Origin of the sequence: Oxalicibacterium sp. (assembly GCF_035565035.1) — a bacterium.
In the GTDB taxonomy this organism is placed as follows: Bacteria; Pseudomonadota; Gammaproteobacteria; order Burkholderiales; family Burkholderiaceae_D; genus Oxalicibacterium.
The window spans coordinates 1-13,688 of record NZ_DATMTD010000104.1 but is presented as its reverse complement, the minus strand read 5'-3'; the positions used below and the strand labels follow the sequence as shown (position 1 = coordinate 13,688).

The following is a 13,688-nucleotide window of genomic DNA, read 5'->3' as shown; positions in this document are numbered from 1 at the left end:
TGATTGGCTTTTAGGACCCATCCGCCCGCTCAATCGCACGCAGATGAAGTCCGTGTTTTCAAGCAGTTCGACCGCTCGTGTGCCGTCATGGTTCGCTTGATGCAACAGACTGGAGTCCGTTGCATCAAGGCTGACTGATCAAGGCTTGATTGCAGCGCCTTCAGCATTTGCAGGCTTTGAATTCTGCGATACGCCATCATGAATAAGACTTTCACGACGTTGCAGATAGGCCCCGCGCACGAAGGTATAGCGATCCAGTGCCACATCTTCCAGCAGGTTGGTTGCATTCAACGCTTGCGCACGCTGGTCGACCAGACGGATGACCGCACCGGTATTACGCACATCGACCGGCGTCGTATGGGTCCACAGATCGCCGTAAATATCGACCGGCAACGCAGCAGTATCGCGAACCGTCGATGGCCCGAACAACGGCAGCACTACGTACGGGCCGGAGCCGACGCCCCACGTGCCCAGCGTCTGACCGAAATCTTCCTTGTGCTTCTGGATGCCCGCTTCCGAAGCGATATCCAGCACGCCGCCAAAACCGAACGTCGTATTTACGGCAACACGCATGAAATCGTTCAGGCCGTTTTCCACTTTCCCTTGCAGGAAGTTGTTGACCATGGTCCAGACGTCACCGATGTTGCCGAAGAAATTACCGATCCCTGTTTGGACAAAGGACGGCGTAACGTCCTGGTATGTCGTTGCTGCCGGTTTCAGCACAGCCTCGTCAACCGTATCGTTGAACGAGAACATTGCGCGATTGAATCCTTCCAGCGGATCGTTTTCGCTGGCGCTCTGATTTGCGCCGGTGCTGGCACATCCGCCTAATAACAGCGCGGATGCGAACAAGATGATTTTCCCTGTATTTTTCATTTTTGGTCTTCTTTCCCTTCGGTTGCCTTGCTGAAGAGGAACTGACTGATCAGGTTCTCCAGCACGATTGCCGATTGTGTCATGTTAATTCTGTCACCTGCTGCCAGGTTCGCCGTGTCGCCACCCGCCTCAAGTCCGATATATTGTTCGCCCAGCAAACCCGAGGTCAGGATTTTTGCGGACGTGTCTTTCGGAAATTTGTAGCGATCCTCGATATTCAAGGTTACCGTTGCCTGGAAGGTCTTGTCGTTGAAACTGATATCCGCAACCCGACCAACCACCACGCCAGCGCTCTTTACCGGTGCCCGCGGCTTCAAGCCACCGATATTGTCAAAGCGCGTCACGACCGGATAGGTTTGCTCAAACGACAGCGAACTCATGTTCCCGGCCTTCAACGCCAGAAAAAGCAGCGCGCCTGCCCCAAGCAGCACGAACAGACCAACCCATAAGTCTAACGATTTTCGTTGCATAAACAGATACCTCAAATATGGGGGAACGCACTTACGATTCAGATCGTCGCACATTCACAACACGAAAAGATTTCGAGGGGCGCACATTTTAATCGAAATGCGCTTTCCTCGTTTCGCCTTCTTAATTACTGAACATCAATGCCGTCAGCAGGAAATCCAGTCCCAGCACCGCCAGCGATGCGATCACGACAGTCCGCGTGGTCGCTCTGGCAACACCTTCCGGCGTCGGCTGCGCTTCGTAACCTTGATACAACGCCACAAACGTCACGGCAAAACCGAACACGACGCTCTTGATGACACCGTTGGCAATATCGTTCCAGACATCGACACCGGCCTGCATCTGCGACCAGAACGCGCCTTCATCGACGCCGATCATCAGCACACCGACGACATAACCGCCGAAAATACCAACCGCACTGAAAATTGCCGCGAGTATCGGCATGGCAATGACGCCCGCCCAGAAACGTGGCGCCAGCACGCGCTGCAGCGGATTGACCGCCATCATTTCCATCGCCGATAACTGCTCGCCGGCTTTCATCAGACCGATCTCCGCCGTCAGCGAGGTTCCCGCACGTCCTGCAAACAACAGCGCTGTGACCACCGGCCCCAGTTCACGCGTCAACGACAACGCCACCAGCAAACCCAATGCCTGTTCCGATCCGTACTTGTTCAAGGTGTAATAGCCCTGCAAACCCAGCACAAAACCGACGAACAAGCCGGCAACCGCAATCAGGATCAGCGAGTAGTTACCGATGAAATGGATCTGGCTGGTCACCAGACGCGGACGACGCAACAATCCGCCTGAAGCACCAATCACACCAAAAAACGTGCGCGTGCCGTAACCGACATTCGTGATGGTTTCGCGCACCGCACAACCGATCGCCGCCAGAAAATTACCGATCATCGCGTCTCCAGCCCAAGATCTTCCGCCAGCGATACGCCGGGGTAATGGAATGGCACCGGGCCGTCCGGCTCGGCATTGACGAATTGCTTCACATACGGATCGCTGGACGCCATCATTTCTGCCGGCGTGCCTTGCGCAACGATGGCGCCCTTCGACAGGAAGTACACATAGTCGGCGATCGAAAACGATTCGTGCACATCGTGCGACACCAGGATCGATGTCGAACCGAGCGCATCATTCAGCTTGCGAATCAGATTTGCCGTCATGCCCATCGAAATCGGATCGAGGCCGGCAAACGGCTCGTCGTACATGATCAGTTCCGGATCGAGCGCAATCGCACGCGCCAGCGCAACGCGACGCGCCATGCCGCCGGAAATTTCGGACGGCTTCAATTGCGCAGCATTGCGCAAGCCGACCGTTTGCAGTTTCATCAGCACCAGATCGCGAATCAGTTCTTCCGGCAGATCCGTGTGCTCACGCAAGGGGAACGCGACATTGTCGAATACCGACATATCGGTAAACAGCGCGCCGTGCTGAAACAGCATGCCCATCTTGCGACGCAATGCGTACAGCGATTTGGTATTGGAAGAATCAACCGGCTGGTCGCCGATGGTGATGCGGCCGGACTGCGGCGTCAGTTGTCCGCCGATCAGGCGCAATACGGTGGTTTTACCCGAACCGGAGCCGCCCATGACAGCCACAACCTTGCCGCGCGGGAAAGCCATGTCGAGCGCCGAAAGAATCGGACGGTCGCCGTAGCTGAAATGCAGATCGCGGATTTCTACGAGATTGGACACAACAACGAGGATTGATTGGCAAGTTTGCCATTGTAGTGCAGATTGCAAAATCGCTCGTGATCATACGCATTCTGAATATCTGCATTTATGTCATACCGTTGTAAAAAAGCCCGCCGTTCTTTCGAAACAGCGGGCTTTATATGCGAATGATTGACAATCACTGCAAAGAACGGCGACTAGACATCCTTTATCGTGGCAATACGGAGTCGCCCATCAGGAACGCATCCACTTCGCGTGCACACTGGCGGCCTTCGCGAATCGCCCAGACGACCAGCGATTGACCACGACGCATATCGCCAGCGGTGAACACTTTGTCGACCGAGGTGCGATAGCAGTTTTCGCCATCGGTGGTTGCCTTGACGTTACCGCGGGCATCCCTTTCGACGCCGAATGCTTCCAGCACTTGCGCGACTGGCGAGACGAAGCCCATGGCCAGCAGCACGAGGTCGGCTTTCAGTTCGAATTCCGAATCCGGCACTTCGACCATCTTGCCGTCTTTCCATTCGACGCGAGCGGCGATCAGTTTTTCGACCTTGCCGTTTTTGCCTTCCAGACGCTTGGTGGCAACCGCCCAGTCGCGGTCGCAACCTTCTTCGTGCGACGACGAAGTGCGCAGTTTGGTTGGCCAGTACGGCCAGACCAGCGGCTTGTTTTCTTCTTCCGGCGGTTGCGGTAGCAGTTCGAATTGCGTGACCGATGCAGCGCCGTGACGGTTCGAGGTACCGACGCAATCGGAACCGGTATCGCCGCCGCCGATCACGATGACGTGCTTGCCGCCTGCGAGAATCTGATCCTTGAACTTGTCGCCTGCGTTGACCTTGTTTTGCGGACCGAGGAATTCCATTGCGAAATGGACGCCTTTCAGTTCACGGCCTGGAACCGGCAGGTCGCGCGGCTGTTCTGCGCCGCCGGTCATGATGACGGCGTCGAAGTCCTTGTTCAACTGCTCCGGCGAAATTGTTTCCTTGGCCCAGTTGATGACGTTGGCCGGGAAGTCCTTGCCGATCAGCACGCTGTTGCGGAAGGTCACGCCTTCGGCTTCCATCTGCTTGACGCGCAGATCGATGTGCGATTTTTCCATCTTGAAGTCAGGAATGCCGTAACGCAGCAGGCCGCCGACGCGATCGTTCTTTTCGAACACGGTCACATCGTGACCGACGCGTGCCAGCTGCTGTGCTGCCGCCATGCCGGCAGGACCGGCGCCGACGACGGCAACTTTCTTGCCGGTCTTGATGGCAGCCGGTTGCGGCTTGACCCAACCGTTTTCCCAGCCCTTGTCGATGATGAAGTGTTCGATCGACTTGATGCCGACCGGCAGTTCATTGATGCCGAGCGTGCATGCGGATTCGCATGGTGCCGGGCAGATGCGACCGGTGAATTCCGGGAAGTTGTTGGTCGAATGCAGCGTGTCGAGCGCTGTCTTGTAGTCGCCGTGGAATACCAGATCGTTCCAGTCAGGAATGATGTTGTTGACCGGGCAGCCGTTGTTGCAGAAAGGAATACCGCAGTCCATGCAACGCGCGCCCTGAATCTTGGCGTCCGCGTCGTTCAGGTGCAGCGTGAATTCCTTGTAATGCTTCAAGCGCTTTTGCGGCTCTTCGCTTGCTTCCTGCAAGCGTTGATATTCCATGAAGCCGGTGATTTTTCCCATTTTCTTTGCTTTCTAAACCATTCGTGCCGGACCGACCTTGCGATCGGTCCGTGACATCGTTGTGAGTCTTCGGTATCTGCGCGTTTGCTGTATCAGGCAGACGCGGTAACGGTCGTGTTGGCTGCTTCGTCGACTTTGCGAGCGTGCATTTCTGCCAGCGCGCGCTTGTACTCGGAAGGGAATACCTTGACGAACTTGGTGCGTGCGGTGCTCCACTCGTCCAGCAGGGCGCGTGCGCGCGTGCTGCCGGTGTACTTGAAGTGACGCTCGATCAGACCTTTGAGAATGACTTCATCGGTCTGCGCTTCGCCACCACGCGTGGTGCTATGCCATGACTTGTGTTCGCCTTTAGCTTCCTGATCGGCTGCCGAGACCACCGACTCCAATGCGACCATCGCCATGTTGCACTTGCCGCCAAATTCGCCTTTCGGATCGTAGACGTACGCGATACCGCCCGACATACCTGCTGCAAAGTTACGACCGGTTTCGCCCAGCACGACCACGGTACCGCCGGTCATGTATTCGCAACCGTGATCGCCGGTGCCTTCGACAACGGCAATCGCGCCGGAGTTACGCACCGCGAAACGCTCGCCTGCGACACCGTTGAAGAATGCTTCACCCGCAACTGCGCCGTACAGCAGCGTGTTGCCCGAAATGATGTTCTCGACTGCGCGACCACGGAACTCGGTGTTCGGACGCACGATGATGCGGCCGCCCGACAAACCCTTGCCGACGTAATCGTTGCCTTCGCCGACCAGATCCAGCGTGATGCCGTGTGCGAGGAACGCGCCGGCCGATTGACCTGCCGTACCTTGCAGCTGGATATGGATCGTGTCGTCAGGCAAACCTTCATGACCGTATTTCTTCGCAACGATGCCGGACAGCATGGCGCCGACGGTACGGTTCAAGTTCTTGATCGGCGAGATGAACGACACTTTCTCACCATTCTCGATTGCCGCTTTCGCTTGGGCGATCAGCTTGTGATCCAGCGCCTTGCCCAGGTTGTGGTCCTGCTCTTCGACGTGATAACGCTTTTCGTCCTGCGCGACTGGCGGCTGATAGAACATGCGCGTGAAGTCCAGACCTTTGGCTTTCCAGTGCGTGATCGCCTTGGCTTTGTCGAGCAGATCGGAACGGCCGATCAGATCGTCGAACTTGCGGATACCCAGTTGCGCCATGATTTGACGTGCTTCTTCTGCAACGAAGAAGAAATAGTTGACGACGTGTTCCGGCTTGCCTGCAAACTTCGCACGCAGCACAGGATCTTGCGTTGCGACGCCAACCGGGCAGGTGTTCAGGTGGCACTTGCGCATCATGATGCAGCCTTCGGCGACCAGCGGTGCAGTCGAAAAGCCCATTTCATCCGCACCGAGCAAACCGGCGATCACGACGTCGCGACCGGTTTTCATCTGGCCGTCAGCCTGTACGCGAATACGCGTACGCAGACCGTTCAGGATCAGCGTCTGCTGCGTTTCGGCCAGACCGAGTTCCCACGGCGAGCCGGCATGCTTGACCGACGACAGCGGCGATGCGCCGGTACCGCCGTCAAAGCCTGCGATCACAACGTGATCCGCTTTCGCTTTTGCCACACCGGTAGCAACCGTGCCGACACCGACTTCCGCCACCAGCTTGACCGAAATCGATGCGGTCGGATTGACGTTCTTCAGATCGTGGATCAGTTGCGCCAGATCTTCGATCGAATAAATGTCGTGGTGCGGTGGCGGCGAGATCAGACCGACGCCCGGCACCGAGAAACGCAGACGTGCGATGTATTCGGATACCTTATGACCCGGCAACTGACCGCCTTCGCCCGGTTTTGCACCTTGCGCCATCTTGATCTGGATCTGTTCAGCGGACGTCAGGTATTCCGTCGTCACGCCGAAACGGCCCGATGCAACCTGCTTGATCTTCGAACGCAGCGAGTCGCCAGGCAGCAATGGCATGTCGACTTGCACGACGTCCTTGCCGATGATCGATGCCAGCGTCGAACCATCCTTGATTGGAATGCCGCGCAGTTCCGAGCGATAACGCTTGGTGTCTTCGCCGCCTTCGCCGGTATTCGACTTGCCGCCGATACGGTTCATCGCGATTGCCAGGGTTGCGTGCGCTTCGGTCGAAATCGAGCCGAGCGACATCGCGCCGGTGGCAAAACGCTTGACGATTTCGCTGGCCGGTTCGACTTCTTCCAGAGGAATCGCCGCAGCAGGATCGACCTTGAATTCGAACAGGCCGCGCAGCGTCATGTGACGTTGCGACTGATCGTTGATGATCTGTGCGTATTCTTTATATGTGCTGAAATTGTTCGAACGCGACGAGTGCTGCAACTTCGCGATCGCATCCGGCGTCCACATGTGGTCTTCACCGCGCACGCGGTAGGCGTATTCGCCACCGGCGTCGAGTGCATTCGCCAGCACCGGATCTTCGCTGAATGCCAGCTTGTGCAGACGCAGCGCTTCTTCGGCCACTTCAAACACGCCGATACCTTCGACGTTGGATGCCGTGCCCTTGAAGTATTTTTCGACCAGCGGTTTGTTCAAACCGATCGCTTCGAAAATCTGCGCGCCGCAGTACGACATGTACGTCGAAATACCCATCTTCGACATGACTTTCATCAAGCCTTTGCCGACCGCTTTCTGGAAGTTGACGATGGCTTTTTCAGGCGACAATTCGCCCGGCAGATCCTCCGCCATTTCGGTCAGCGTGTCCATCGCGAGGTACGGATGGATCGCTTCGGCGCCGTAACCTGCCAGCAGTGCGAAGTGATGCGTTTCGCGTGCGGAACCGGTTTCGACGACCAGACCGGTCGATGTGCGCAGACCCTTGCTGACCAGATGCAAGTGGATGGCCGACGTTGCCAGCAACGCAGGAATCGCGACCTGGCTTTCATCGATTTCACGATCGGAAATGATCAGGATGTTGTGCCCGGAATTGACGGCATCAACCGCTTGCGCGCACAGCGATGCCAGGCGCGCTTCGATGCCTTCCTTGCCCCATGCAATCGGATAGCAGATGTTCAGTTCATGCGACTTGAACTTGCCACCGGTGTGTGCGCTGATGTTGCGCAGCTTGGCGATGTCGGCGTAGTCGAGGATCGGCTGCGCGACTTCGAGACGCATCGGCGGGTTGATGTTGTTGGTGTCCAGCACGTTCGGCTTCGGACCGATGAACGACACCAGCGACATGACCATCGCTTCGCGAATCGGATCGATCGGCGGGTTCGTGACCTGCGCAAACAACTGCTTGAAGTAGTTGTACAGCGTCTTGTTCTTGTTGGACATGACGGCCAGCGGCGAGTCGTTGCCCATCGAACCGGTCGCTTCTTCGGCAGTTGCGGCCATCGGCGACATCAGGAATTTCAGGTCTTCCTGCGTATAGCCGAACGCCTGCTGCAGATCGAGCACGTCGGTGGACGACTTGCTTTCAACAGGTTCCGCTTTCAGTTCGTTCAGCTTGATGCGCACCGACTGAATCCATTGCTTGTATGGCTTCGCGTTGGCGTACGTGTCTTTCAGTTCCTTGTCGTCGATGATGCGGCCTGCATCCAGATCGATCAAGAACATCTTGCCCGGTTGCAAGCGCCATTTCTGGATGATTTTCGATTCAGGAATCGGCAGCACGCCGGATTCCGATGCCATCACAACGAGGTCGTCGTCGGTGACGATGTAGCGCGCTGGACGCAGGCCGTTGCGATCGAGCGTACCGCCGATGTGACGACCGTCGGTGAACGCCATGGCGGCAGGGCCGTCCCATGGTTCCATCATGGCAGCGTGATATTCGTAGAATGCGCGACGGTTGTCGTCCATCAGCGTGTGGTTTTCCCACGCTTCCGGAATCATCATCATCATCGCTTGCGCAATCGGGTAACCCGACATCACCAGCAGTTCGAGCGCGTTGTCGAAGCAAGCCGTGTCCGATTGACCTTCATAGATCAGAGGGAACAGTTTTTTCAGATCGTCACCCAAGACAGCAGACTTCATGATGCCTTCGCGTGCTCGCATCCAGTTGAAGTTGCCCTTGACGGTGTTGATCTCGCCGTTGTGCGCCAGCAGGCGGTACGGGTGAGCCAGCGGCCATTCTGGGAAGGTGTTGGTCGAGAAACGTTGGTGCACGAGCGCCAGCGCGGATACGCAGCGCGGGTCTTGCAGGTCTTTGTAGTACTCGCCGACTTGATCCGCCAGCAGCAGGCCTTTGTAGACGACAGTGCGCGCCGACATGGACGGCACGAAGAATTCCTTGCCGTGCAACAGGTTCAACGCCTGAATCGCGTGGCCGGATGCCTTGCGGATCACGTACAGTTTGCGTTCCAGCGCATCGGTCACCATGATGTCCTGGCCGCGGCCGATGAAGATCTGGCGAATCACCGGCTCTTTATCGCGCACGGTCGGCGACATCGGCATCTCGCGGTCGACGGCGACATCGCGCCAGCCGAGCACGACCTGGCCTTCAGCCAGCACGGTGCGTTCGATTTCCTGTTCGCAGGCGATACGCGACGCGTTTTCTTTCGGCAGGAAAACCATGCCGACGCCGTATTCGCCTGGCGGTGGCAGCGCAACGCCCTGCTTCGCCATTTCTTCGCGATAGTACTGATCCGGGATCTGGATCAGGATACCGGCACCGTCGCCCATCAGCTTGTCGGCGCCGACAGCGCCCCGATGGTCGAGGTTTTTCAAAATGAGCAAACCCTGCTCAACGATGGAATGGCTTTTCTGCCCTTTAATATGAGCGACGAAACCAACGCCACAGGCGTCATGTTCATTAGCCGGATCGTACAAACCTTGCGCGTGCATAGCCTTCTCCACTGCTTTTCGATGAGCCTGAAGGATAGTGCACCGCAACAGCAAATTCAACCCGAACAAAATGGGGTCAGAGTAAATTTAATAGAAGATCAAATCACTCAAGTTTTTATTGGGGACAGAGTAGACGCAATTTGACCCAGTATTGTGCAAATCCTTGATCTTCATAAGGATTCTCCCGGCATACTGCGAATAGGGCGCCCTCTTTTAGATGGCCGGACCCGACGTTGCGTCTGGCGCTCCAACGCCTGTTTGAATTGATCGGAACCCAAGGGCCAGCCCTTCAAAGTCGCCTCACTGAGCAGGCGCACGTCCTGCTCGCTGACTCCCTGCTCAATCAGGTTTTTATAGGCTGCCTCGCGGTCAAATGGCGTATTGCCAAGCATCCAATACATCTGATGATCTGAAACAATCGGGTCCGGCTTGATCCCGACATGATGTTGATAACTCGACCATGGATAGTCGCTGGCCGTTTGCGCAATACCCGCACGCACCGGATTGAGTTCGATGTAACGCGAACACATCATCAGATAACGCTCGGCATCGATCACCGTTGCGCGATAGCGTCCCTGCCACAGCGTCCCTGTGCGTTCGTATTTATGATTGAAATAAGGAACGTAATGACGACCTATCCACTGCATCATTTTGGACAGCCCCTGTTCATTCGACGGAGTTGCCAGAAGATGCAGGTGATTTGCCATCAAGACGTAAGCATGAATCGCGACCCTGAACTGGCGCGATCCTTCACGCAGGCGATCGAGAAAGAAAAGATAATCGGCCGCGTCACGAAAAATCAGTTGGCGATCATTGCCACGCTGAATGATGTGGTGGGGCTGATTGGGAACGACGAGTCGGGGAAGACGAGCCATGATACAGATGACGGAGCAAAAGTTGCTTCATCATATACGACTCTGGCCCCAATTAACGCATTGCCTTTGCCCAGGCCGGTTCCTTGCGGCAGCGCTGCTCAATGGCCTTGACGATCAAGGCGCGCAACTCGTCGAGAAGCACGACTTCGTTCGGCGTGATTCCTGATACCGGCAGTGCCGGATGCCAGTCGCCGTAAATAAAACCGACCGGATGAAAATTCAGCATCAATGGCAGCGTGACAAAACTGCGCGAGGTTCCCAGTTCATCTCGCCACCATGCAGGTAATTTGCTGAGGAAGCCGCGTGCATGCGCGTCCTCGACATAAATCATCTTGTCATTTGCCAGTGACGCATGGAATACATCCGGCTGATAGGCATCGCTGAACGCCAGGCGCGGCAGCAACTCTTCCGTGCATTCGCCGAGACACATGCGCGCGACGTATTTGCCTTCATCGTGATTGCGCAGAAAAGCGATTGCACGGCTCAGACCCAATCCCTGATAAACCGTTTCCAACGCCACCGTCATCATCTGTCCGGTGTTACCGGTCACGATTTCGCCACGCATGTCACCGACGCCGCGTTGCAGAATTTCCACGGAATCTACAGGCTTGCCCAGCGGCAGCAGCAACTGTTTTTCCGGCTCATCATTCTGCTCTTTGCCGCTTGGATCTTCTTCCACATTTTTTTGCGCGGCCTCGATCGCAGTCAGGACTGCCGCAGTATCCAGTCCCAGCATGTCCGCATAATCGTTGGCGATATTGGCCAAATCGTCGGCAACCACTTCATTTGCTGCAGACAGCACGGTCGCGCAATGCGTCGACATCGTCGATACCGCAGCAAGCCAGTCGGCATGATCGAGCGGCTCATGTTCATCGCCAGCCGCACGCGGCGGCATGTCCTTCAGGCTGTTGACCAGTCCGGTCGGCAAGCCCCAACGCTTGCCGATCAAACGACCGATTTCATCGAGCTTGAGGCCGAGAATTTCTTCGGCGGCATTGTTATTCGATAGTTGTTTTTCTGCCGCCGTTTTCTGTATCTCCACCCAGTGTTCAGGCAGATAAAACGACACCATCAAGCGACCAAGCGAATGCAGGATCGAGCACACCACGACCTCTTCCGTATCGCGACGCGTCGACACCAGCGCAACGTGGCGCGCGATCTGGCCGGCCAGCACGGCCTTTTCCATTTCGTTGCGGGTTTCGGAAGTGCCGAGCGATGCGACCGACAGACCGTCGATCAGCTTGAGTCCCAGCGCGAGATGGCCGATCGTTTCAGTACCGAGCACGATCACCGCCTTGGAAACCGTGCTGATGCCCTGACCGAATGCGGAATACATCGCGCTGTTGGCCAGACGCAGCACGCGCTGCGTCAGCGTCGGATCGGAGAGAACCGTGCGCGTCATGCTGAACTCGCGATCGTCGTCACCATGCATGGCGCCGACGATCGCACTGACTACCTTGGAAAATCCGGGTAAATCACCGCGTTGCCTGACGCGGGTCAACAGTAAATCCAGTGTTTTTTCAGGGTTCAGCGCGATGCTGTCTTGTTTCTTCATGAATCAAATTCTTGTTGCCTAATTTTGCAGCGCCAGCGCGTCTGCCTTTAATACTTCAATTACTGCATCCGGCAACATTGGAACACCCGTATGAAAGCCTTGAATCAGCGAACACCCCTGCGTAGACAGGAAACGCATCTGGTGTTCGTTTTCAACCCCTTCGGCCACCGTCAGCAAACTCAGATGACTGGCAAGGCTGAGCACCACATTGCAGATTGCCGCATCCTTGACGGAATCGGGCAGATCCTTGATGAAGGTGCGATCGATCTTCAGGGCAGCAATCGGAAAACGCTTCAGATAAACCAGCGAGGAATAGCCGGTTCCGAAATCGTCGATCGCGATGCGCACGCCCCGGCTCGCAATTTTAGTCAAAAGCTGCTCGGCGTGCTCGGGGTCCGACATCAGGATGCCCTCGGTAATCTCGAGCAGCAGCTGATGCCCCTCCAGCCCCGACAGGCGAATGGCATCATCGACGGTTTCGATGAACTGGTCGTTGCGGAACTGACGCGGGCTGACGTTGACCGATACGTACAGCTGACGTCCCGCCGCTTCCTCAAAACGCTTCAACTGCACGCAGGCCGATTTCAATGCCCATGCGCCCAGCAGGTTGATCAATCCATTATCTTCCGCCATTGGGATGAACTGGATTGGCGAAACCAGGCCGATATCCGGGCGTATCCAGCGCATCAGTGCCTCGAAGCCCATGATCTGCCGCGAACGTGCATCGACGATCGGCTGATAGTGCAGCAGGAATTCACCGTTGCGCACAGCCTCGAACATCGCCGCTTCCATCGACACGTCATGCTCGACCTGATCGAACGCGACCTGGTTGTAGATGATGCAGCGCGCCTTGCCGGTTTCCTTTGCGCGATACATCGCGGTATCGGCATGCGCAAGCAGCTTGACGTCGCTGTCGCCGTGCATCGGGTAAATCGCCGCGCCGACCGAAGTACTCACATACAACGCATTGCCGCTGATCTCAAACGGCAATTGCATGCTGGAGATCATGCGGCGTGCAACGTTATGAATTTCCGTTTCGTCAGTCACACCGGGCAGCACGGCGACGAATTCGTCGCCGCCTACGCGCGCAAGCGTATCGCCGTCGCGCAATGTCACGCGCAGACGATCGGCCGCCACGCGCAATAATGCATCGCCGACCGGATGGCCGAGTGCATCATTGACCTTCTTGAACCCGTCGAGATCGAGCGCAATCACTGTAAAGCCGATGTCGCTGCGGCGCGCCTGCGCCACCGCCATCCGCAAACGATCGGCCAGCAACGAACGATTCGGCAACCCTGTCAATTCGTCATGTGTTGCGATATGACGCAGACGCTCTTCGGTTGCATGCCGGCCGGATACATCGCGGCCGACAATCAAAATCTCGACATTGTCGCCATTACTGCCACTGGTTTCACAACCGATCATTTCCAGTTCGAACCAGATGGCGCCGGCATGCGTCATCAGGCGGACATTCACACGCGTGATTTCACGCGATTCGACAGCCTGTCGCAACGATGCCTCGATCGCATGACGATCGGAAAGCCGGACCAGCTCAAACAAATTGAGACCATTTAATGGTGCGTCGGGACCGAGGCCAATCACACTGGCCGCGCGTTTGCTGGCATGCAGGATTTCGCCGTGCGGACTCAATCGCAGGACGACTTCGCCAGCGACTTCCATCAGGCTGGACAACTGGTTACCGGGTAAATCGTTACGCTCTGAAAGCATGCTTGAAAGGCTGGATATTGAATGCGAATGACTTTTCAAGCCATT

Annotated in this window: 10 protein-coding genes; 1 reads left to right on the top strand and 9 read right to left on the bottom strand. The window is 56.5% G+C overall.

Going from position 1 to position 13,688, the window contains the following annotated elements; translation table 11 throughout:
- Positions 1-138 precede the first annotated feature (138 nt).
- From VN114_RS10220 to VN114_RS10195, 6 genes are all read right to left on the bottom strand, one after another.
- Complete coding sequence (locus VN114_RS10220; RefSeq protein ID WP_325514513.1) at positions 139-876, bottom strand: VacJ family lipoprotein; 738 nt, start codon at positions 874-876, stop codon at positions 139-141.
- On the bottom strand, positions 873-1,346 hold the full coding sequence (mlaD, locus tag VN114_RS10215; protein WP_325514574.1) for an outer membrane lipid asymmetry maintenance protein MlaD: 474 nt from the start codon (positions 1,344-1,346) through the stop codon (positions 873-875). Before mlaD ends, VN114_RS10220 begins: the two co-directional genes overlap by 4 nt.
- A 121-nt stretch (positions 1,347-1,467) precedes the next feature.
- Positions 1,468-2,250, bottom strand: coding sequence for a lipid asymmetry maintenance ABC transporter permease subunit MlaE (gene mlaE, locus VN114_RS10210; RefSeq protein WP_325514512.1), 783 nt, complete (start codon positions 2,248-2,250; stop codon positions 1,468-1,470).
- Positions 2,247-3,047, bottom strand: coding sequence for an ABC transporter ATP-binding protein (locus VN114_RS10205; RefSeq protein WP_325514510.1), 801 nt, complete (start codon positions 3,045-3,047; stop codon positions 2,247-2,249). The genes mlaE and VN114_RS10205 overlap by 4 nt, the downstream gene beginning before the upstream one ends.
- Positions 3,048-3,234: 187 nt before the next feature.
- Complete coding sequence (locus tag VN114_RS10200) at positions 3,235-4,698, bottom strand: glutamate synthase subunit beta (protein WP_325514508.1); 1,464 nt, start codon at positions 4,696-4,698, stop codon at positions 3,235-3,237.
- A 92-nt stretch (positions 4,699-4,790) separates the two neighbouring features.
- A complete protein-coding gene (locus VN114_RS10195; RefSeq protein ID WP_325514572.1) occupies positions 4,791-9,470 on the bottom strand; it encodes a glutamate synthase-related protein in 4,680 nt (1,559 codons plus the stop codon).
- Between VN114_RS10195 and VN114_RS10190 the strand changes: the two genes are divergently transcribed.
- Positions 9,351-9,629 carry a hypothetical protein gene (locus tag VN114_RS10190; RefSeq protein ID WP_325514578.1) on the top strand — a complete coding sequence of 93 codons (279 nt, stop codon included), beginning with the start codon at positions 9,351-9,353 and terminating at the stop codon, positions 9,627-9,629. The genes VN114_RS10195 and VN114_RS10190 overlap by 120 nt on opposite strands.
- Positions 9,630-9,655: 26 nt before the next feature.
- Here VN114_RS10190 and VN114_RS10185 read toward each other — a convergent pair whose 3' ends face one another.
- From VN114_RS10185 to VN114_RS10175, 3 genes are read right to left on the bottom strand one after another with little or no spacing between them, the layout of a single operon-like run.
- Entirely contained in the window at positions 9,656-10,360 is a 705-nt protein-coding gene (locus VN114_RS10185) for a transposase (protein WP_325514506.1), read from the bottom strand.
- Between the two features lie 52 nt (positions 10,361-10,412).
- Positions 10,413-11,915, bottom strand: a complete 1,503-nt coding sequence (locus tag VN114_RS10180) for an HDOD domain-containing protein (protein WP_325514504.1) — start codon at positions 11,913-11,915, stop codon at positions 10,413-10,415.
- 18 nt (positions 11,916-11,933) lie between these two features.
- Positions 11,934-13,643: a putative bifunctional diguanylate cyclase/phosphodiesterase gene (locus tag VN114_RS10175; protein WP_325514503.1), complete on the bottom strand. Its 1,710-nt coding sequence runs from the start codon at positions 13,641-13,643 to the stop codon at positions 11,934-11,936.
- Between the last annotated feature and the right edge of the window lie 45 nt (positions 13,644-13,688).